Source organism: Marinobacter salarius (genome assembly GCF_032922745.1).
Lineage (GTDB): Bacteria > Pseudomonadota > Gammaproteobacteria > Pseudomonadales > Oleiphilaceae > Marinobacter.
This window is the reverse complement of the sequence record NZ_CP136693.1, coordinates 1219651-1241633: the sequence shown is the minus strand read 5'-3', so window position 1 is coordinate 1241633 and position 21983 is coordinate 1219651. Positions and strand designations below refer to the sequence as shown.

Annotated in this window: 17 protein-coding genes and 3 pseudogenes; 7 read left to right on the top strand and 13 right to left on the bottom strand. The window is 55.2% G+C overall.

Going from position 1 to position 21983, the window contains the following annotated elements; translation table 11 throughout:
- Nucleotides 1-2: 2 nt before the first annotated feature.
- The 5 genes from R1T46_RS05660 to R1T46_RS05640 form a co-directional block, all read right to left on the bottom strand.
- Nucleotides 3-821 (bottom strand): type 1 glutamine amidotransferase, encoded by an 819-nt coding sequence (locus R1T46_RS05660; protein WP_317307625.1) that lies wholly within the window; start codon nt 819-821, stop codon nt 3-5.
- Nucleotides 818-1270, bottom strand: coding sequence for a flavodoxin domain-containing protein (locus tag R1T46_RS05655; RefSeq protein ID WP_317307624.1), 453 nt, complete (start codon nt 1268-1270; stop codon nt 818-820). Before R1T46_RS05655 ends, R1T46_RS05660 begins: the two co-directional genes overlap by 4 nt.
- A 1-nt stretch (nt 1271) precedes the next feature.
- Nucleotides 1272-2531: an FAD-dependent oxidoreductase gene (locus R1T46_RS05650; RefSeq protein ID WP_317307623.1), complete on the bottom strand. Its 1260-nt coding sequence runs from the start codon at nt 2529-2531 to the stop codon at nt 1272-1274.
- Complete coding sequence (locus tag R1T46_RS05645; protein WP_317307622.1) at nt 2528-3748, bottom strand: cytochrome P450; 1221 nt, start codon at nt 3746-3748, stop codon at nt 2528-2530. Before R1T46_RS05645 ends, R1T46_RS05650 begins: the two co-directional genes overlap by 4 nt.
- Nucleotides 3749-3924: 176 nt before the next feature.
- Nucleotides 3925-5139: an MFS transporter gene (locus R1T46_RS05640; protein WP_317307621.1), complete on the bottom strand. Its 1215-nt coding sequence runs from the start codon at nt 5137-5139 to the stop codon at nt 3925-3927.
- 479 nt (nt 5140-5618) lie between these two features.
- Between R1T46_RS05640 and R1T46_RS05635 the strand changes: the two are divergent.
- A pseudogene (locus R1T46_RS05635) lies at nt 5619-5873 on the top strand (transposase); the annotation flags it as partial.
- A gap of 432 nt (nt 5874-6305) precedes the next feature.
- Here R1T46_RS05635 and R1T46_RS21615 read toward each other — a convergent pair.
- From R1T46_RS21615 to R1T46_RS05620, 4 genes and pseudogenes are all read right to left on the bottom strand, one after another.
- Nucleotides 6306-6426 (bottom strand): annotated as a pseudogene (locus tag R1T46_RS21615) (transposase); the annotation flags it as partial.
- Nucleotides 6411-7016 carry an IS110 family transposase gene (locus R1T46_RS05630; RefSeq protein WP_348120839.1) on the bottom strand — a complete coding sequence of 202 codons (606 nt, stop codon included), beginning with the start codon at nt 7014-7016 and terminating at the stop codon, nt 6411-6413. The pseudogene R1T46_RS21615 and the gene R1T46_RS05630, both read right to left, overlap by 16 nt.
- Before the next feature lie 692 nt (nt 7017-7708).
- Complete coding sequence (locus R1T46_RS05625) at nt 7709-8443, bottom strand: cache domain-containing protein (protein WP_317307620.1); 735 nt, start codon at nt 8441-8443, stop codon at nt 7709-7711.
- Nucleotides 8430-9128, bottom strand: a complete 699-nt coding sequence (locus tag R1T46_RS05620) for a FadR/GntR family transcriptional regulator (protein ID WP_410797518.1) — start codon at nt 9126-9128, stop codon at nt 8430-8432. Before R1T46_RS05620 ends, R1T46_RS05625 begins: the two co-directional genes overlap by 14 nt.
- 381 nt (nt 9129-9509) lie before the next feature.
- Between R1T46_RS05620 and R1T46_RS05615 the strand changes: the two are divergent.
- A pseudogene (locus tag R1T46_RS05615) lies at nt 9510-9924 on the top strand (transposase); the annotation flags it as partial.
- 578 nt (nt 9925-10502) lie between these two features.
- Nucleotides 10503-11708, top strand: a complete 1206-nt coding sequence (locus R1T46_RS05610) for a Fic family protein (protein WP_126811242.1) — start codon at nt 10503-10505, stop codon at nt 11706-11708.
- A gap of 62 nt (nt 11709-11770) precedes the next feature.
- Here the strand turns inward: R1T46_RS05610 and uvrD are convergent, their stop codons facing one another.
- The gene (uvrD, locus tag R1T46_RS05605) at nt 11771-13936 is read right to left on the bottom strand and encodes a DNA helicase II (RefSeq protein ID WP_126811240.1); all 2166 of its coding nucleotides are present in this window, start codon (nt 13934-13936) and stop codon (nt 11771-11773) included.
- Nucleotides 13937-14249: 313 nt separating this feature from the next.
- On the opposite strand from uvrD, the gene R1T46_RS05600 reads away from it, so the two are divergent.
- Both R1T46_RS05600 and R1T46_RS05595 read left to right on the top strand, forming a co-directional pair.
- On the top strand, nt 14250-15434 hold the full coding sequence (locus R1T46_RS05600) for a hypothetical protein (RefSeq protein WP_317307618.1): 1185 nt from the start codon (nt 14250-14252) through the stop codon (nt 15432-15434).
- A gap of 14 nt (nt 15435-15448) precedes the next feature.
- A complete protein-coding gene (locus R1T46_RS05595; RefSeq protein WP_081899327.1) occupies nt 15449-15880 on the top strand; it encodes a phosphate ABC transporter substrate-binding protein in 432 nt (143 codons plus the stop codon).
- Here the strand turns inward: R1T46_RS05595 and R1T46_RS05590 are convergent.
- Nucleotides 15877-17331, bottom strand: a complete 1455-nt coding sequence (locus tag R1T46_RS05590; RefSeq protein ID WP_286749804.1) for an NAD-dependent succinate-semialdehyde dehydrogenase — start codon at nt 17329-17331, stop codon at nt 15877-15879. The two genes, R1T46_RS05595 and R1T46_RS05590, sit on opposite strands and share 4 nt — an antisense overlap.
- Nucleotides 17332-17502: 171 nt before the next feature.
- On the opposite strand from R1T46_RS05590, the gene R1T46_RS05585 reads away from it, so the two are divergent.
- Nucleotides 17503-18516: a histone deacetylase family protein gene (locus tag R1T46_RS05585; RefSeq protein WP_286749805.1), complete on the top strand. Its 1014-nt coding sequence runs from the start codon at nt 17503-17505 to the stop codon at nt 18514-18516.
- 3 nt (nt 18517-18519) lie between these two features.
- On the opposite strand, the gene thiI is transcribed toward R1T46_RS05585, so the two are convergent.
- Nucleotides 18520-19974 carry a tRNA uracil 4-sulfurtransferase ThiI gene (thiI, locus tag R1T46_RS05580; RefSeq protein WP_317307617.1) on the bottom strand — a complete coding sequence of 485 codons (1455 nt, stop codon included), beginning with the start codon at nt 19972-19974 and terminating at the stop codon, nt 18520-18522.
- Nucleotides 19975-20136: 162 nt separating this feature from the next.
- Between thiI and ppnN the strand changes: the two genes are divergently transcribed.
- A complete protein-coding gene (ppnN, locus tag R1T46_RS05575) occupies nt 20137-21531 on the top strand; it encodes a nucleotide 5'-monophosphate nucleosidase PpnN (protein WP_036211087.1) in 1395 nt (464 codons plus the stop codon).
- A 12-nt stretch (nt 21532-21543) separates the two neighbouring features.
- On the opposite strand, the gene R1T46_RS05570 is transcribed toward ppnN, so the two are convergent.
- A complete protein-coding gene (locus R1T46_RS05570) occupies nt 21544-21882 on the bottom strand; it encodes a c-type cytochrome (protein ID WP_036211090.1) in 339 nt (112 codons plus the stop codon).
- Between the last annotated feature and the right edge of the window lie 101 nt (nt 21883-21983).

Below are 21983 nucleotides of genomic sequence, written 5' to 3'. Positions count from 1 at the left end.
ACTCATTGGCATTCGTTTGGGTTTTTTGTTTTAGGCGAGTTTTCTCGCCAGGATGTGTTGTGGGGCTCAGATTGATGAACCTGAGCTGATCCACTGCGAGACCGGTTTGTTTCTGGGCCATGATTACGAAAGAATCGCGCAGCCCATGCGGCAACCTCGCTATTCGCAAGCGCGGCTTTTTTCAGCCCTTCGCGCGCATCCTGCGCCCTAGACTCCTCGAACAATTTGCCCCCAAAAAGGTTCAGCAGGGCTTCTACATAGTCCGGTGTAAATTCAGGGTGATACTGAACAGAAAGAGCCGGGAAAGGGTAGGCAAATACTCCGTTAGGACAGTGACCAGTACCCGCTAATACTTCGACCTGTGCGGGCGATGTCTTCACTTGATCCTGATGAAAAGCGAGTACATCGCCAGCACCCTCCACGTTCGGGCCGGCTGAGACATAGTTTTGTGTCCCTAACCCCCAACCCTGAGGAGCCTGTTCGGTACGCCCACCAAAGGCGTCGGCCATGAGTTGATGACCGAAACAAATGCCAAACAATGGGCGCTCGAGCTCTTTAGCCCTGCGAAGGAAATCGATTTCCGCCTGCATCCAATCGGCTTCTTCGCGCACGCTATGCTTGGACCCCGTAAGCAAATAACCGTCGAAGGCCGCTGGTTCTGGAAGCGAGTCCCCGGACACCACTGATACCGTGTAAAACTCAGCCTCAGGTAGCTGGGGTGAAAGCCAGTCACGAATCATCTTGGGGTAACTGACAAAGCTCTCCTTTAAAGGCTCGGGTACGAGGCCGTTTTCGAGGATGCACAGGCGAAGGACGGTCATGAGGCCATCCTCTGGCTTTCCAACACACTCTTGAGCCAATCCAAAGCCACGTCGCCAGGGAGTTCGCCGCTGGATGCGTCATGAACTCCTCGCTCGCCAATTTCGGTGGCGCCCAGCTCACGAAGCTTGTCTGCAATAATCTGGCTGCCTTGATTGAAGGTCTCGTAGAAGCTGTCACCTAACCCGAAAGTGGCAAACGTCAGATCTGAGAGATCGGGAGCCTGCTGCTCCAACTTGTCAAAAAAAGGTTGGGCGGAGTTAGGCAGCTCACCCTCACCGTAAGTCGAGCTAATAACGATCACGAAATCGTCGGCGTCCACCTCGGCGATGTCGAAGTCCGCCATATCGTGAGCAAAAGCCTCTGTTTCGCCTTCGAGAGCTTCAACCAGGTCATCGGCGACCATTTCCGAATTTCCAGTCTCGGTGCCATAAATTACATGGATGGTCATATCAGTTTTCTCCCATGGAATTGTCTTTGGCGATCTGAAGCAGCCTCGCCAAGTTAGAAATGCGCCGACTGCTTCGGTCCGCCGGCGCCTCTGCTGTTTCGACCTTCTGGATGTGTTTCCAACCAACAAAGTCTGTAGCCCTATCGACGACGTCTCTCGGGAGCTCTGAGAATCCTGCTCGCCCAAACTTAATCTTGTCGCTGTCCGCAATAATGGTGGCGGCTACGACGCGGGCATCCTGTCGATTTTCGGGAATGGTTCCACGGGGTCCGCGGCGAAACCAGCCGGTGCAGTAGAGGCCCACATCGATTCTTCCTTCCTTATCGGGTTCCCAAGCTTCGGAGGTGTCCGAGCCTTCATTGGTAAAGCCGATGGCCGTAATTACGCTGTCCGCAGGCAGCTTTAGCGAGCCTTTGTCACCCTGAAAGGTAACTGCGGCAACACGTGATTCGCCGGACACCTGCTCGGGCGTCCAACCGAAGTGGAAGTGAACTTCGCAACAATCGTTGTCTAGGGATTTGCGGGCAGCCAACTCGTGGAAGGCCTCCAATCGAAGGCGGGCATCCTTGGAGTCTGCGACCCCGGGTTCGGGCAGCATTTCAGCGAAGTGAAAAGAGATGCCATCAAGCTGGCCCAGCTCCCGCACCATGGCCGCGTCACATTTAGCTTCCGCTGCCTGGGAGCGACCGACAATATCAATACGTTGGAGAGGGTATTTTCGGCAGGCATCGAACGCTGCCTGTGAGAGCTCAGAACCCTCGAAGGCCTCTATGGGTTTGCTCAGCAACCTGAGCACGTCAATGCCGACATTTCCCTGGCCGATTATCACGGTACGCTGGCCGAGATCGAGCGTCAGCTCATCTTCATCGGGATGATCATTAAATCTGCGGGTTACAGCCCCTGCTCCATAAATTCCCGGCAGTGAATCACCAGGAATTCCAAGTAAACGATCCTTAGATAAACCCGTGGCGAGAACCACAACATCGTAGGCCTTTCGCAGATCATCCAGGCTCAAGTCTCGACCTATCGTTACATTGCCGTAAAAGTCGATACCGTCACGCTCGAAGAGCCGCTCAAATTGCCGAGTCACTGCTTTGGTTCCTACATGATCCGGTGCTACGCCGTAACGGACTAAACCATAGGGAACCGGCAGGCGATCAATGATATCGATCCGAGCGTCAGTCCACTGCTTCCGCAGGGCTTGCGCCAAGTAACAACCGGACGGCCCCGCACCGACAATCGCGACCGATGGGATTTTCATGCTTCTCCCCCAACCTGAAAGCGAATCGGGAGGCTAAGTGGGCCGGTATTGCCGCTGTCCGGCAACCACTCGGGGGACCCCGCATACTCTGGATCAAGAAGGCGTGGAGCTAGCTTGCTCAGGGCCACCGTCATATCCCCACGGGCGATGAAATGCCCAATACAAAGGTGCGCGCCAGCACCAAAACCGAAGTGGGGGCAACGCTTTGCAGTTATATCGAACTCTGAATCGCCGAATGCTCTCGGATCAGTGCCGGCTGATTGACTGAACAGATGCACGGTTGTGCCCTGCTTAATTTCGAGACCTTTATAATTAAAGTCTTCCAGAGCCTCACGGGTGACCCAGGTTACGGTAGGACGCACACGCATCACTTCTTCTACTGCCGCTCTGGCAAGATCCGGCTGCTCGCCAAGTAGTTTCCATTGGTCCGGGTGCTGAATGAACATGTCCATTGCCAGAGCAATCTGATTGCGAGTCGTGTCGATACCGCCGAAAATCGCAAGCACGATCATGTCCAGAAGCTCCTGATCACTCAGTGCTTCGCTATCGTCCTGATTTGCTCTTACCAAACTGCTCAAGAAGTCGTCGTCGAGACCTTCTTTCTTAATGTTTTCGACCACGGTCTTTGCATACTCGAAGAGCTTGTCAGTGGCATCGTTAATTCGCGCTTCATCACGCTTGAACGTAACACCAAGAGCCAGACCCATCTCTGAGGCAAGCTCGGCCAAATTTTTCCACTCGCTCCGAGGCAGCCCCAAAAGTAGGCAGATGACCTGGGTTGCATAGGGCTCAGAGAACTGTGCAACAAAGTCGCATTCACCCTCCTCAATGAAATCAGCGATGAGTTCATCAGCGATCTCGTGGAAATCGGGAGTCATTTTCTTTACGAGCTTCGGAGCGAAAGCAGGATTAGCCAGGCGACGAAGCCGCGAGTGGTCAGCGCCCTCTTTGCTTAGAAGCATGCGCATCCACCAATCGGAAAAGCTTCCATGGGCATCATTGTGTGCCGGCCACGCGTAGCTTCCCTGACGCAGGCGACGGTCTCTGACCAAGGTGTTAACGTCGTCGTATCGCAGAACCGCAATGCCGTATGGCGTACGCGCGTACCAATTCTTTTCCCGAGCTTCTTGAACCTCTTCCGAGCGGATCGAGAAATTTGGATCGGACACATCCAAGTAAGAGGCCTGGTCGGCTGGTTCAACATTTAGTTTGGACATAAACACCTCTTGTTATCCCTGCTCGTCCGACATCTGGACGCAGTTGCTTTGAAATTTCTGACGTAAAACATATTAAAACTGATTTTATATGTTTTGTAAATTAAAAATAATATGGGTCAATCACAAGCATTGAATCCCGCATCGGAGCCCATTTTGACTCCGATGCGGAACTTCCATCAGGCAGCGCTCGCCGCTCGACTGACCTCGAGAAGCTCGGCCTGTCGGCGCTCTTCTGCTTTCCGCAAAGGACCAGCTACAGCCAACAGTGTGAGAATCACGGCGACCGCTATAGCCCAGCCAGTTAACTCGTATCCTCCGATTGCGATCAAGGTTCCTGAGACGCCGGGCCCCGCAGCAATGCCAAGGGTCAGGAAGCTGCCGCAAGCTGCAACCACTCTGCCCTCACGATCCAGCGAAGCAGCCAAGGACGTGAGGTACGCCAGCGTGTAGAAATAGGTGAAAGCAATCATCATGACGCCAGTCGTGTACATGGCGATGGAGTTTTCACCCAGCACATAGAACAAGCTCGAGGCGCCGCACAGCAAGATGCCAATGATTACTGGCTTGCTCAGTCCAAAACGGTTACCTATCAGCGCGACCAACAATGGACCGCCTAGCCCAACAAATGCTTGGAGTGAAAAGAGCAGCCCCAATGTTTCACCGTCGTAGCCGACACGAATACCTACCTGCTCAGAGAAAGCCCAACCCATAGTGTCACGAAGGGAAAAAAGGAGAGTAGCCAGCATCATAAGTATCCCCACGGGAGAGAGCAGTGTGCTGTTCGGTCTAGCAGAAGAGGCCTGTTGGAGTGTCACAGTAGTGGTAGCCCGTTGGGGCATCTTAAAGATGAAAAGGACCATAACTGCCTGAGTGATGGCCAAGGAATAGTAAAGCCCTGAGAGGCCGGCGCTAGCCATGGTGCGGGCGAAAACAATCATTACCACAATCATCAGAGCCACAAACAGTATGTTCATGTGGCCGGCGACATTGTCCGGATCTCGTGCGCTGGACACACAAGCGTTGCCACAAGCTAATCCCAAGCCCGCCCCTGCACCAGCCGCACAACGCAGGGCAGCCAACGTTGTCACATCAACAACCATGGCGGAAGCAATGTTTGCCAGGATGGCTACAAAAGCGCCTGAAAGAGCCAAAGTTCGACGAGGCGCCCGACCCATGAAAGGGGCAACAGCAAGAGAAGCAAGCATCATAAATAGGAACTCAGCAGACATTAAGTAGCCAGCTTGAGCTTCATTGAGACCTAGATCACTGATGATTGCGCTAATAAGAAACGGCAGAGCTAGCAGCGCAATCAAACCCACACCATAGGCGGCGGCGAAAGCAGAAAAGACCAATGACCAGCTTTCCGGCATTGAGTTTCGCAATATTTTCACGGTAAGTCCTCGTTGTTGTTTTCAGTAACGTAACTAAAGAATCTGTTTCCTCACTCTCGGTGGAGTGTGAGGGATGCCAACCAAAAATCTGCACATCCCGTGCCATATAACATATGGTTTAAAAGGTTTTACATGGTGAATCTTGATAAATCACAATAAATACAATGTTATAGAGTAATTTATGTGCTGGCCTTCCATGGAAACTTTCAGAGGGAGTTGCCGCGCGGCATCAATGGCAGTCGGCTCCAGGTTGCTACATGAAGTAACACAACCGTTGTTACCTGCACCAAATTGGTAACAAAACTGGATCTGAGAATTCTGGGGGTGAAGTTCTGGACGTTGCCCAAAACGGTAATGGCAAAAGCTGTTGCTTAAAGCATCCAACTCCAGCGAGAGGGCTGGTGACCCTACCCCAGAATTTAGGTCCATTTAAAACTGGAAAATCCGGCATGATAGAGCCTTGAGCAGGAGATCATGCCATGAAGCGATCCCGTTACACCGAAGAGCAGATAGCCTTCGCCTTGAAACAAGCCGAATTGGGTACACCGGTCCCGGAAGTCTGTCGGAAGATGGGCGTCTCCGACGCCACTTTTTACTGGCGTAAGAAGTACGGCGGCCTGGGGCCATCCGAGCTGAAACGCCTCAAACAGCTGGAAGAAGAAAATCAGCGCCTCAAGAAGCTGGTGGCTGATCTGAGCCTGGATAAGGCCATGCTTCAGGACGGGGTGGCAAAAAATGTATGATCCGCTCCCTTTTTGCAAGGCACGACCGATGATCAGTGACAGTTCGCAAAAATGTATCCGGCCTCTCATGAGTCAGGCGCTTTTGGCGCCAAGGCCACGATGAATATCCGCACATAGCGTTTCCAAATAGCTGGTAAGGGCTCGGAGCCCGCTTTTTTGTCCCGGATTTACGCTATGCCGATCGACTGTTTGTTCATCTTTTCATGCCAACGCAAAACTCTGAATGGGTTGGATTGGTTTAATAGTTTGCTTGTCTGGTTGGTTGCATCTGTTCGTAAGTGGCGGCTGGCCGGGTAAGAATTGCCCAAGCGATGCGAGCCAGTTTGTTGGCTAAAGCGACAACGACCTTGTTAAAAGGCATTCGTCGTTCGAGGTCGGTAATCCAGACGCCAAGCAGATCTTTTTCTCTGTTCAGGTGCAGCGTACAACTGCGAGCGCCATGTATCAGCAAACGTCTAATATAGGGGTTACCAGATTTACTGATTCCGCCGAGTGTGGTTTTGCCTCCCGTCGAATGCTGCCTTGGAACTAACCCAAGCCAGGCCAGGCCGAAAAATCACGAGCTTTATTGAATCGAGCCGCGTTACCAATTGCCGCGATGATAGCAGTCGCAGACAAAGCTCCGATGCCGGGTACAGATTGAAGTCTTCGGGCTGCCTGGTCCTGGGAAGCCCAAGCTTCTATCTGGGAGTTAATTGATTTCAGGCGCCTCTCCAGGCCAAGCAGCTCATCCCAGAGTTCATTTATCAAAGCAGTCATTGCCGGCGAAATTTCCTCAGACGGATCGCTTAACACGACTGGAAGTTGATTTTTGAAGTTGCCGACACCGGTGCGCAGAATGATGCCTTCCTCCAACAAGAACCCACGCATTTGATTGATCAAGCGGGTTCGCTGATTCACCAAACGATCTCGAACCCGATGAAGAGTCTGAAGGTGCAACTGGGATTGGGTCTTGATCGGTGCCGGTCTCACCGATGGCCGCTGACTGGCTTCAGCGATTGCCAGCGCGTCGTTGGCATCATTTTTCTGATTCTGGACGAAGGGCTTCACATACTGCGCTGGTAGAATTCGAACCTGGAAGCCCAATCCTTTGAGTTTGCACCCCAGCCAGTGAGCGCCCGCACAGGCCTCCATCGTCACGATACAGGGTGGCTGGTTGGCAAAGAAACGTCACGATTTGTGTTCGCCTTAGCTTCTTACTTACAACTGGTTTCCCGTTAGCATCCAGACCGCAAACATGGAAAAGCGATTTGGCCAGATCGATTCCGAAAGTAACGACATTCTTGTTGTTTGACATGACGGCTCTACTCGGTTCGTGTGCCTCCCAAAATTATGGAAGGTTGGAGCGGACCATGCCATTAGCTTTGAGACCGCCTCGTAAATGCCAACTGGTGGCTGACCTGCAAAAGCGATACGGAGTCAGCGAACGCCAGGCGTGTGCGGTCTTGCAGTTTTCCCGGGCGTCTTGTCGATACCAAGTGGCAAGGGATTCATCGGCATTGTCGATGAGGATCCGCGAGATCACGCTCACGCGGCTTCATTACGGTTACCGGCGTGTGCACGTCCAACTTAAAGTCTTGAGGCTGTCTGTAAGGGCACAATCAAAACAGGTTTTTCGGGTTACCGTCTGCGCCAAGGCATACCAGGCGCAATGTGGGTGCGTAAAAACTGGAAATACGGCGGAAAGGTCGCTCAATGGTTGATCACTACCGAGGGAAAAGCTTAACTCAAAATACCTGAACAGTCGTAGCCCGGAGAGCGTTCATTATTTCATTTGGCGTTTTCGGAAAGTTTGTCTGCGGTGACTGAGAATAGTACGAAAAGACTCACATAGCGACAGAGGTATACTCTAGTAACGACCATTGGGTGTATTGCTCGCCCAACGAGGTCACGACTGTCTCAAAATCTGCAGAATCGCGCATTCGCTCGCCCGGAAGCCAATCGGATGTATTACTAGCCACCACTCTCCCTTCTTCGTTGAGCAGTATGGCCTGATGTTCCAAGGCCAACAAGCTGGGGGTAAGTGCTCGCTCGAATCGACCCAAGTCGACATCTGCGCCAGCAACTCCTATGAAGTCACCGTCAACGTGCAACGGGCGAGCAAAGGTTAAGATATATGCGTCCTGACCATACAAATCAATGTAAGGTCCCTCAATTGTCGTTGTCCCCAAATCACGGGGGCGAGTGAACCAGGGCATTTCCCTATAGTTGTAATAGCTATCGCTGCCCCGATTGAAATTCAAATCGAGCTGGGCGGGGCGTCCCTCTCCTACCAAATGCCGCCATTCGCAGTACATATCACAATCCGACAGGACGCCCGGTTCCAAAACGACACCAGTGCCCAGCATCCAGCGATTATTATCAACTAATAGTTTGTCAGCGACCACTCGCAGGAGTTTCAAATCTGCAGAAGCTGGCGATCGACCAGGTCCTACCTTTTTGCTCCAAAGTCGCTCAAACTCTTGCGCCACATGCTCAATATCTCCAAAAACACTAGCAATAGCGTTATTGATATTGAGCCTACACTGCAGACGTTGGTTTTTTGCTTCAGGAGACTTCATCAATGACCCGTGCCTCAGGTTTCATTAGCGACATTTTCAGCGAAATCAGTCGCTGTATTCCTTTCATAACATGCGCTTCTGCGCGAGCGCCCGCTAGATTGGCATCACCTTGTTGAACTGCCTCAAGAATATCCTGATGCTCTCGCTGAATTGCGGCAACGTCTTCTGCCTGATCGGCGGGTAGCCAAAGTAATTCGCCCAGCTGAGACTGAAGGCGTATCTCAGCATGCGTTAAGCGCACCGATTGGGAGTGGGCCGCTATCTCCATATGGAATCTAGCATCTGCACGGCATCGTTTGCGTCGATTCTCAGCTTGCCCCAAAGAATCTATATAAAAAGCTATATTGCGATAGCTGTCAGGCGTGGCCCTTCTCGCAGCAAGCCTGGCGGCCATCCCTGCGACTGCCATATGTTCATCGCCGAAATCACGCAGTTCGATAACACTCCATTCGTCCAGCAGCTCAAGCATCAACTCGTTGGGGAGTTCTTCCACCCGGCAAATGAAGCTGCCTCCGTTCCGACCACGTCGGGTCTCTATAGCCCCAACTTGACGGAGATATCCCAGCGCCTCGCGGAGGGTAACCGTGGCTACTCCGAATTGTGTGGCAAGCTCTGCTTCACTCGGAAGCTGCTGCCCTTCTGAATAGAGCCCCAAATCGATGGCTTCTATCATCCTTCGGATCACCTGCTCGGTTCTACCTTCTGGCAGGAGCCTAATAAAGGAACCTCGACTTACAGAGTACCTAGGCTTCACATCAACTCTCTCTTATGATCAAAAAACACTCGTCCCCCTAAGATCTAAAAAACCTATTCTAGAGGATTACATGGGCGCAGCCTATGATAAACATCAAAATTAATGGTTTTGCCTGCGACATTGAGGCCTACCCAATCAAAACCTGCGGAACCATCTTGTAAATGCTCGGAAATAACAAATAAAGATAGGTCGCGCGCCGCCGCTTCGCTTTGCCGAGGCTGCCTCTGGACAAAAGCGTTGAGGCTGTAGAAAAACCCCGAAATCCCCGCTTCGGTTTGGTAGGATCAGGCAAACGGACAAGGAGTCGTTGGCATGCCCCGCTTCAAGCATTACAACTACGACCAGAGTGCCACGGTCGTGATCAACTACCAGGAACAGCTTCAACCCGGCACCTTTGAACGTGCGGTTCACTACCTAATCGAGCACAAGCTGGATCTGTCGGTTTTTCATCCCAAATACCGCAACGAAGATACTGACCGTTTAGCCTACGATCCGGCCATCCTGCTGAAGATCATCCTGTTCGCCTACTCCAAGGGCATCACCTCCAGCCGCGAGATGCAGTGGTGCTGCGAGACCAACATCATCTTCAAGGCCCTGTCCTGCGATACCCGTTCCCCACTTCACCACCCTGGCCAAGTTTGTCAGCAGCCATGCGGAGGAAATCGAAGACCTGTTCGAGCAGGTACTGCTGGTGTGCCACGAACAGGGATTGCTGGATTCCTTTCTCTCATGCTGGTCATTGGAGGAGAGTTTGAAGCAGCCGATTACGGTGCTTACATTCACGGCTGGAGTCCCAATTTGTTCAAGATTATGACCAAAAAAAAGCAGGACGCTGAAACCTCACTTCTTCAAGTGATTACCTACGCGAAAATATTTGACACACTAAGCCCGCAGTGATCAGAGCCGGAAGCGATAGCAGTCACCGCCAGAACGCCTAAATTCGGTGGAATTCAGTTCACAGGCAAGTCCTCTGTCAGTATTCGACACCCCTGCCAATCGGGTCAAGACGTAGAATGAGCGCCATAGGGGAAGTCCAAGCCGCTAAACATCGGCGTTATCGCACGGTCTGTATGTTCGCTTTGCGACCAAGCCGAGCTCCCCAAGCTTTTAAACACAAGCGAATTTTATTGTAGCTGTTGAATGAGACACGAACCGGACATAAAACCGGACACTGACAACCATTTTTTGGCTCCTCATCTAGGGAAAATGATCGCAGTACGTTGATATTGCAGTTTTCTGACTTACCATTTAGATTCTAGGAACCGGCCATCGAACCGGACAGATCAATTGACGATGAGACGTTCTATGACATCCTGGATGAATGCCGCTCCTTTCGCGCCCACAGGAAGGGTAAAGGCCTACGGAGACCTTCCGGATAGAGTGAGTATTCTAAATCGCGAATCAGCGAAGCTGGCGGGGCATCTCAACCATGAGACAGCCCAGACCATCCGTCGCCACATGGCTGTAATTAACTCCTATTACTCCAATCTGATCGAAGGGAACCAAACGCTGCCACACCAAATCCGTGAGGCGCAGCGTGGTAACTATGACAGTGATCCCACAGCTCGAGATCACCAGTTGGAGTCAGTGGCGCACATTAAAGTTCAGGATTGGATTCGATCCGCTTCTCGGGACTTGGATGAAGTCTTGTCGCCAGAGTTCATCCGATCCATTCACCGCCATTTTTACGCAGATCTTCCCGAGAGACTAAAGGTCGTCAAGGACGAAGACGGAAACGAGCAGAGAGTGGTTGGTGGTGAATTCCGCACCAGTACGGTCTCCATCGGTAGACACATCCCGCCAGATCACCAATACGTGAAGACACTGGTGGATCAGTTCTGTTCTGAGTACAAGAGTCAGCGATACGTCGGTGAAATGCGGATTACCGCTCTAATGGCCGCACATCATCGATTGCTATGGATCCACCCCTTTCTTGATGGGAACGGGCGGGTTGTTCGTCTCTGGACAGATGCGGCGTTGCAGGCGGCCGGTGTTGAAGGGATTGGTGTATGGTGCCTTAGCCGCGGTTTAGCTCGGTCCTCGAGCAACTACAAGGCCAAGCTTGCACATGCTGATTATCCACTGCAGGGCACGGCCGATGGCCGAGGTCCACTGAGCGAAACAGGTTTAACGGATTTCACCCGATTCATGGTCGATACGGCAATTGATCAGGTGGATTACGTCGGAAGCCTGCTTGATCTGAAAGGAATGCAGCAACGCATCGAGAATTATGTCAACGCGCGACGGGACGGCCGTATTGTGGCTTGTCCCGATCCCCTAAAGCCTGAAGCATCGCTTATTTTGTTTCAGGCATTCATTCAGGGCTCTGTCGAGCGGGCTCATGCGTTGCGCCTGGCTGGCGGTCGTGACGGGAAAGACCGGACCGCTCGACGAGCACTTCATCAGTTAAAGGCTGATGGATTACTAAGCGAAAGGAACAACCGCTCCCCGTTAAAATGGGAAATTCCGGAACACGCTGAGCCATTCTATTTCCCAAATCTCTCGTCGTGATGGACGAGTTATTGAAATCTGGCTCCAAGGTTCGCTTTGCCAAACAACGCTGACTCCTGATCTCAGCATGCCTCCAACGGCGCGTAGGCCAACACCAGCCACTTAGCCCCCTCATCAAAGTTCACCTGCACCCGGGTATGGTGGCCAGAGCCCTCGGAGTTCATCACGATACCCTCGCCAAACTTTGGATGGCGTACCCGCTGGCCCAGGCTGAAACCCGTGCCAACGTCAGGTTCCTGGCTGAACAGGCCCTCATTGGGCCGGGCCATCATGGCCGGACGGCTCACCGTATTGCGCAACCGTACTTCCTGGATGCAGTCCCCGGGAATCTCGCGAACAAAGCGCGACAGCGCGTGGAATTTCTCCTGTCCGTACAAACGGCGGGATTCGGCGTAAGTAAGCACCAGCTTTTGCATGGCCCGGGTAATGCCCACATAGGCCAGGCGCCGCTCTTCTTCCATCCGCCCCGGTTCTTCCAACGACATACTGTGGGGAAACAGGCCTTCCTCCACACCGGCCAGGAATACCAGCGGAAACTCCAGGCCCTTGGCGGAATGAAGGGTCATAAGCTGCACGCAGTCCTCATTCGCTTCCGCCTGAGCCTCGCCGGCGTCCAGCGCTGCCTGGGCGATGAATTCCGACAGCGGATCAACGCCCTCTTCCACCTCATAATCCGACAGGGCATTCACCAGTTCTTCCAGGTTCTCCACCCGCGCCTGCCCCTTCTCACCCTTTTCACTGGCGTGGTAATCCTTGAGGCCGCTCAACTCCAGTGTTGTCTTCATCAGACCATGCAATGAGGCATCGTCCACCATCTCCGTCAGGCGTTCGATGATGCCCATGAAGGATTGCAGACCGGTTTTGGCGCGGCCCTTCACCTGCCCAGCCTCCAACAAACGCTCGGCAGACTCCCACAAGGAGATACTGCGCTCCGTGGCGAACGCGCGCATATCCGCCAGGCTCTTGGCGCCAATACCACGGGCGGGAATATTCACCACGCGCTCAAACGCCGCATCGTCCCGGCGATAGTGCACCAGACGCAGATAAGCGATGGCGTTGCGAATTTCCTGACGGTCGTAGAATCGCAGGCCGCCATAAACGCGGTAGGGAATGCCCTGGCGGATCAGGGATTCTTCCAGCACCCGGGACTGGGCGTTGGAGCGGTAAAGAATGGCCGACTCGCTGCGCAGGTTACCCTCGTTGACCCAGCTACCAATGGTGTCGGCGATGTAGTTGGCTTCGTCCTGCTCGTTGAAGGCCGCATACAAACTGATGGGCTCGCCATCCGGGCCATCGGTCCAGAGTTCCTTGCCCAACCGGCCCTGGTTGTTGGCAATCACCGCGTTGGCGGCTTTCAGGATCAGTTGCGTGGAGCGGTAATTCTGTTCCAATCGCACCATCCGGGCGTTGGGAAAGTCCCGCTGGTACTGCTGGATGTTTTCGATCTTCGCGCCCCGCCAGCCGTAGATGGACTGGTCGTCGTCGCCCACCACCGTTAGCGGCACCCGGTTCCCGGCCAGGATCTGCAGCCAGGCGTACTGGATGGTATTGGTGTCCTGAAATTCGTCCACCAGGATCTGCTGGAAACGGCTCTGGTAATGGCTCAGTAGTTCCGGACGGTACAGCCAGAGTTCGTGGGAGCGTAGCAACAGCTCGCCAAAATCCACCAAGCCGCTTAGGTTGCAGAGCTTCTCGTACTGTCGGTAAACCGTCAGCATTGTGGCCGTGAAATGATCGCCCGGATTTTCCTGGATGTGTTCCGCCCGTAACCCTTCGTCTTTCTGGCCGTTGATAAACCACTGGGCCTGCTTCGGCGGCCAGCGGCTTTCATCAATCTGCAGCTCACGCATCACGCGCTTGATCAGCCGCAACTGGTCGTCGCTGTCCAGCACCTGAAAGTTCTCTGGCAGGCCGGCGTCCTGGTAATGGGCCCGGAGCAACCGGTGGGCAATGCCGTGAAAGGTGCCAAACCAGAGGCCCCGAGCCGGAATATTCATCATCTGCTCAATGCGGTAGCGCATTTCCTTCGCCGCTTTGTTGGTGAAGGTCACCGCCAGGATGCCGGTGGGCGGCACCTTGTCCACCTGCATCAACCAGGCGATCCGGTGCACCAGCACCCGGGTCTTGCCACTGCCCGCACCGGCCAGCACCAGCAAGTGGTCATTCTGGGCCGTCACTGCCTCACGTTGGGCGTCGTTCAGGGCGTCGATAATGTGGGAGACATCCATAGAGATCCGGTCGCTACTGGTTAAATGAACAGGTGCGGAATTATAACAGGAGAAAGGAGGGTTTGCCGGATGTGGGTGTGCTGGGATTACCCGCACACATGTAAGGTACCGATACAGAAAATGTGAACACTTTTTATGAAACTGGCGTCAACTTGGGTATACTCGCCGCCGCGGGTTGCCCGGAAGAACCTTCTGTTCCTCCGCTGGCCACCGTTTTCCCGCACCAGACAATTTGCAGGGGCAAGACATAAGTCCCCTGAAGCCAGGAAGGCGCCCGCATCTTGCGACCAGACATCAAAGGAGATGATGTACGATGTACTCCGTATACCGAAGCACTACCCGCGTTACCTTTACTTCCCTTGCACTGACCGCCACCCTGTCGTTTCCCACCATGGCCGATGACAGCCAGCGAATTGACCAGCTGGAACAACGGCTCGATTCCATGCAGAAGCAGATGACCGAGTCGAGCCTGGAAAAGGTTCACCTTAACGGTTTTTTCAGCACTGGCTATACCCGCGCCAATAATGACGCCGGCTACGGCGAGGCAACGGAACAATCCGACCTCGAAACCCTCAGCCTGTTCGGCCTGCAGAGCACCTTTTCACTGAGCCGCAACACCGACGCGGTATTGCAATTGGTGTCCCGTGGTAGCGAAGACTGGGACACGGAACTGGAATGGGGCTACCTGCGACACCAATTCAGCAATGGCTCCGAACTGCGGGCCGGTAAAATGCGCCTGCCGCTGTTTATGGAATCCGAAACCCTGGAGATTGGCTATGGCCAGCCCTGGGCGCGCCCGCCCGAGGCGGTCTACGACCCGGTACCGGTTCGCAGCTATCTGGGCGCCGATGCGGCCTACACCATCAACCTCTCTGGCTCATCCATTCAGACACGCGCCTTTGCCGGCCACCTTGACGATGATGCCGCCTCCCTTGGCCAGACCGTCAATGTGGAACTGCGCAACATCACCGGCCTGACCGCCAACTGGACCAATTACCTCTGGACCTTCCGTGGCGTGTACGCCCATGCAGAAGCCACCATCGGCGGAACACCACCGCTTGGTGACGAAGAAAAAACCGAGTTCATGGGATTGGGCCTGTCCTACGACGATGGCAGTTGGCTGTTGATGTCGGAACTGACACGAGTTGAGGTGGACGGTTTTTACCAGGACACCGACTCCGCCTACGTCACCCTTGGCTACCGGGTTAAGGAAGTCACGCCCTATATAACGGCCTCCTGGGTCGAAAGCCAGGACAACTACGAGCGCGACGGCACGCCACTGGAGGTACTGGACGTACGTCGCCAGGCCTACAGCCTGGGCTTCCGTTGGGACATGACCACCTCGGTTGCCATGAAGGTGGACTGGACCCACGCCCGGGGCTTTGGCAAAACCACTGGTGGCCTGATTGGCAACCAGCTGGATGCCCTGGCCGGCAATCCCGGCGGCCGATTCGACAGCACCGACGTATACACCGTCCGGCTTGATGCCGCATTTTGATCAGGAGGAACACCATGGCGATTCGACGCGTATCCGTGCCCGCATTGCTCATCGCGTTGTGCCTGTTGAGCAGTGTCTCCCGGGCGGAATTGGTGATCATCGGCCACCACGGTGGCCCGGATTCCATCACCGTGCAACAGGTGAAGGACATCTACCTGAACCGCAGCTCACGAATGCCTGACGGCCAGCGCGTGGTCGCGTTCCAGCTTCCAGCGGGCAACAGCATGCGGGATGAGTTCAATGACCTGATCACCGAGCGCAATGACGCCTGGCTGAAGTCGTTCTGGTCGCGGCAGGTTCTGACCGGGAAGGGCCATCCGCCGAGGGAGGTATCCTCGGCGAACAGCATGAAGAGCGTGGTGTCATCCACCCTGGGCAGTATCGGTTACCTCGATTCCACCCTGGTGGATGATTCCGTTAAGGTCCTGTTGACGCCGGAACCCTAGAAACCGCGCGGGACGGTCTGGGCTTCGACGAATTCGAACAGGCCCTCCAGGCCGCCTTCGCGGCCAGTGCCGGACGCCTTCATGCCCCCGAACGGCGCCTCCGGCGTGGGGCCGGTACCGGTATTCCAGCCGCAATGACCAAAACGCAGCCCGGCGGCCACCCGCTGGGCGCGTTCCGCGTCGGCCGTGAACACGTAAGACGCCAGGCCAAATTCGGTGTCGTTACCGGCATCGATAACCTCGTCCTCAGTGCGGAAGGTGGCCATGGGCACCAGCGGCCCGAAGGTTTCCTCGCGGGAGCAGCACATGTCCCGGGTCACCCCGGAAATGACTGTCGGCGGGAAGAACAGGTGGCCATCCCCCAGGTCTGCCGGTTTTTTGCCAGCCACCAGTTCACCACCCCGCTCAAGGGCGTCTTCCACGTGGCGCTTGACCTTGTCGAACCCGGCTTTGTTGATCAGCGGGCCGAGGTCAACGTCTTCCGTCAAACCATTACCCACGGTCATGCGATTGACCCGGTCGGCAAGTTTCTGACCGAATTCATCCACCACTTTCTCGTGCACAAAAATCCGGTTGGCGCAGACACAGGTCTGGCCGCCGCCCCGGAACTTGTTGGCGATCAGGTTATCGGCTGCGGCATCCAGATCCGCATCGTCAAAGACAATAAAGGGCGCGTTGCCACCCAACTCCAGGGCCAGCTTCTTCACCTGATCTGCCGTATCCAGTATCAGCTTGCGGCCCACTTCCGTGGAACCGGTGAAACTGAGCATGGGCACATCGGGGCTTTCGCACAGCACCTTGCCGATCACACTGGCTTTGCCCATAACCAGGTTGACCATACCGTCTGGCAGGTCGACGTGTTTGTCCATCAGCGCGAACAGCGCAATCATGGTCAACGGCGTCTCGCTGGCCGGTTTGATCACCGACGGGCAACCCGCCGCCAAGGCTGCAGACAGCTTCTTGGCAATCATGCCGATGGGGAAGTTCCAGGGGGTAATCAGGCCAGCTACGCCAATGGGGCGATAATGCACGGTCCAGGTACAGTCTTTTGGTTTTTCCGCGAGAGTGTGAGCGTCCAGCGCCTGGATGTGTTTGGAGCAGTAATCGAAGAACCCGGCGGCGTAATCGACCTCACCCTGGGCTTCCTTCAACGGCTTGCCGTGCTCCATGCACAGGATACGGCCCACTTCCTCTTTATTGGCCTTGAGCGCATCACGAATATCTTCCAGCCATTTACGGCGGGTTTCGATGGAATACGGGCTGGTTAAACGAAGCGCAGACTTGCCCGCTTCAACTGCCTTGTACACTTCGCTCTCGGACATCGATGCCACACTGGCAACCACCTCCCCCGTGGCCGGGTTATAGACATCGAAGGTGTTACCGTCCGGCGACTCAGACCAGCGACCGCCGATGTAGCCAGTCAGCTTGGGAAGCAGTGGTGACTCGATCATATCGGCTCCTTTTCAGAATGTTCTCGGAATGTATAAATTGGGGTTTGCGTCAGTGTGATATGTCTCTCATAGTGGATGCAGAAACCGCCACTGTAAAGTCAGACTATGGTGTTTTGACCAGCGCCGGCGGGGGCCTATACTCGAACCATGTCATTATCAGGAGGCAGGAACATGAAGGCGTTTTTTCATCCCTCTCAGGATCAGCATCTTCCGAAAACTTACTTCACCCGCGGCCAGATGCGACAGCCCCAGGAAGTTCCTGATCGCACCGCACAAATGCTGGAAGGGCTGAAGGCCATGGGCATTCCGGTGTTGCAGCCGGCAGACCAGGGTGCCGGAGCGATCTCCAAGGTCCATGACCTGGGCTATCTGCGCTTCCTGGAATCCGCACACCGGCGCTGGTCAAAGATGGAAGACTGGGGTGACGAAGTGATTTCCAACATCTTCGTTCGGTCACCGAATGCCCTCAAGGGCATCCTTGCCGAAGCTGCCCGCTACCAGGCCGATGGCAGTTGCCCCATCGGGGCAAACACCTGGGACGCCGCCTACTGGTCAGCCCAGACAGCGCTCGGCGCTGCTGACGCCCTGGTTGCCGGCGAGCGCCACGCCTACGCGGTTTGTCGACCGCCGGGCCACCACGCCCGAAAGGATTCCGCCGGCGGCTTCTGTTACCTCAACAATGCCGCTATTGCTGCAGAACACTTGAAACCCCGTTATCCCAGGATTGCCATACTGGACACCGACATGCACCACGGCCAGGGCATCCAGGAAATCTTCTACGACCGCAGCGATGTTCTCTATGTTTCGATTCATGGTGATCCCACCAATTTCTACCCGGTCGTCAGTGGCTATGAAGATGAACGTGGGGAAGGGGAAGGATTTGGCTACAACATTAACCTACCGATGCCCCATGGCGCTTCGGAGGAAGATTTCTTCGCCAAACTGGACGAAGCACTGGCGGCCATTCGACTGTTCCAGCCAGACGTTCTGATTCTTACCCTGGGGTTCGACATCTACCACAACGACCCCCAGGCCAAAGTATCGGTTTCTTCGGAAGGCTTCTGTCGCCTCGGTTCCGATATCCGTCGCACCGGCCTGCCCACACTGGTGGTGCAGGAAGGCGGCTATGATCTGGAAGCCCTGAGCACCAACGTGCAGCAATTCTTCAAGGGGCTGGAAGGGTAGCTATCAACGGGCCGGGGCATACACCTTGATGTTGGTGTGGCCCTCGGCCTTCAGATTGCAGGCATGCATGCGGCTCATGGTGCCGCGATCACAGTACAGCAGGTACTGCTTGTCGTCCGGCATCAACTGGATTCGCTCATTCAGTTCGTAGAACGGTATCTCCACCACCTGATTGCTGGTGAGCTGCAGGGGTGACTGCTCCCCTTCAGACGGGTGACGTACGTCAATAATCACATCGTTCACAGCCGGTGTATGCACAAGCTCAACCTCTTCTGGCGTCCGGGTGGTTTCCAGAAGGCGGTTGACCGGTGTGTCCTGACGGCTGGCGATGGCCTGTTCCAACACCCTGGCGTCCATAGCGGCCTCATCTTCCTCCACCCGATGCAGCTTGGCGCGTGTGGCCGGCTTACGGGAAATCACACCACAGTATTCCGGCATGGTACGAGCAAACGGTTCGGTACCGATGTCCCGGGCGATGTTGATGATGGTTTCCTTGTCCATGGAAATCAGCGGCCGCAGTACCACCTCGTTACTGGCCCGGTCCACCACGTTGAGGTTTGACAGGGTCTGGCTGGACACCTGTGCCACGGCATCACCGGTCACCAGGCCAGCGGCGTTATTGGCGGCCGCAATGTCAGAGGCAGCTTTCAGCATCTGGCGCTTGAGCACCACCCCCCAGTGGCGCTGGTTGACTGAACGCATAATTTCAGCAACCACCCCTTCGAAGGGCACGGAAATGAACTTGGCGCCGTGGGAGGCGCCGTAACGATCCCACAGGTAATGCACCACCTGGCGCACGCCAATTTCATGGGCGGGGCCGCCCAGGCTGAAAAACAGGAAATGGGAGCGAAGCCCCCGACGCATCATCAGGTAGGCCGCCACCGAGGAGTCATAACCACCGGAAACCAATGTCATCACCGTTTCCACTGCACCCAATGGGTAGCCGCCAGCACCACGGTGTTTGCGGTGTGCAATGTGATAATGATCCTCATGGACCTCAATACGCACTTCAATATCCGGATTGCGAAGGTTTACGCCGTAGGGCTCGGAGACTTCAAAAAGGGCGGCCCCGACAAAACGCTCCAAATCAATCGAGCGGAACCCGTGATTACCATGGCGGCGAACCCGAACCGCAAATGTTTTGCCACGGATACGGTCCGCATACGCTGCCACTGCCTGCTCCGCCACGTCGTCCATACTTACCCAGGGAAATACACCGATCTCCTGGATGGTCGAAATACCCGGAATACGACACAATTCATCAATCACCGGGCCCGCCAGACCGCGCCCGTCGGGGATGGCCACATCAACCCTGTCCCAGGAGCCCTCAACGTGAATATCGCTGTCCAGGCGTGCCAGCAGTTTGCGAATATTCTGTCGCAGGTGCCGCATCTGTTGGCGGCGAACGGGTTTACTCTTGATGGCCACTTCAGCGGCGGGGCGTATAAGGAGTTTCATAAATCGGACGTCTGTCGGGTAGCGTAATTACAGTAAAGCGCTTAGTGTAACGGTTTCGCCGTTTGCCTCAAAATCAGGCATTCCCGATACTCGCTATACTCATATAAAAAGGCATCGCCCTGACGCCAGGGGCCCGCAGAACATTCAGGAGCTTTTGCGTTCATGACCGAATCCACCATCAATGCCCTGGTATCTCCAGAAGGCAGCCTGGAAATCCTCTCCAACTTTGAAGTCAACCGGCTCAAGGACCGAAGCGAAGGGGGGCTGTATCGGCTTTTCCGGCAATGCGCCCTGGCCGTGCTCAATACCGGTGTTGAAACCGACGACTGTAAAACCCTGATGGAAGCCCATGCGGATTTTGACGTTCGCCTGGTGCCACAGCCACGGGGTCTGAAACTGGAGCTGGTCAATGCACCCGCCCACGCCTTCGTGGACGGGCAAATGCTGCGCGCGATCCGCGAACACCTGTTTTCGGTATTGCGGGATATTATCTATTCCTACTCAATCCCCCAGTCCGCGGTCGGTCTTCGCCGGGACGACCCGGAAGGCATCACCAACCTGATCTTTCACATCCTCCGTAACGCCCGTGTACTACAGGCAGGGCGTCATCCGGACCTGGTGGTGTGCTGGGGTGGCCACTCCATCAACGAGCGCGAATATCAGTACAGCAAGGAAGTGGGCCACCAGCTTGGTTTGCGAGGATTGAGCATTTGCACCGGTTGCGGCCCCGGCGCCATGAAAGGCCCGATGAAAGGCGCCACCATTGGCCATGCCAAACAGCGGGTGAAGAACGGCCGTTACATTGGCCTGACGGAACCAGGCATCATCGGTGCCGAAGCGCCAAACCCGATCGTCAACGAGCTGGTGATCATGCCGGATATCGAGAAACGCCTCGAAGCCTTCGTTCGGACAGGCCACGGCGTGATTGTGTTCCCCGGTGGTGTGGGTACCGCAGAGGAAATCCTCTATCTGCTCGGCATCCTGCTCCACCCGGACAACGCCGACCTGCCCTTCCCGGTGGTCTTTACCGGCCAGCAGGAAAACGCGGAATACTTCGAGATGATCGACCAGTTCATTCGCAACGCGCTGGGCGATGAAGCCGCCAGCAAGTACGAAATCATCATCGACGACCCGGACAAAGTTGCCCGCACCATGAAACAGGGCATGAAGGACGTGGAAACCTTCCGCCGGGCCATGCAGGACGCCTACTATTTCAACTGGATGCTGAAGATCGACCCGGTATTCCAGATGCCGTTCGAGCCCACCCATAAAAGCATGCGGGCGCTGGCGCTACACCGTGACCAGCCGGTTCACCTGATTGCCGCGAATCTGCGCAAGGCGTTCAGTGGCATCGTCGCCGGCAACGTCAAGGAAAGCGGCATACGCCACGTGCAAGCCAAGGGGCCATTTGAAATTTCCGGCGATCCGGAGCTACTGGCACCCCTGGAAGCGATGTTGAAAGAGTTCGTTGCCCAGGACCGGATGAAGTTACCCGGTTCCGGCGCTTACGAACCCAGTTACCGGATTATCAGCGAAGCAACGCCTGCCACGTCCTGACGGTGATGGGGATTATTCCCCACCATCCGCCGGAAGGCTGGCGTAATAAGCGGCCAGGTTGGCAATGTCCTCATCGCTGAGGCCCGCCGCCTGGCCCTGCATGATGGCGGCCTGGCCACCGTTGCGCTGCTTGTTCTTGTACGCCTTGAGCGAAGACACGAGGTATTGTTCGTTCTGTCCTGCCAGGTTGGGGTAACCCGGAATGGCCGCGATGCCATTCTTGCCATGGCAGGCTGCGCACACGGCGGCCTTGGCTTTACCGGCCTCAGCATCACCAGCGGCGATGGTAACGGCGGGAGCGGCAGCCCCCAACACGAACACGGCGGCCAGGGTGTGGTATTTCAGTCTCATTGGTTTTACCCTCTCATCGTTTTATAGCCCGACAGGATCCTGCCGGTGCGAACTCTGACCGAACTTATAGCACAGCAAAAAAAAAGCTCAAATGTGATGGA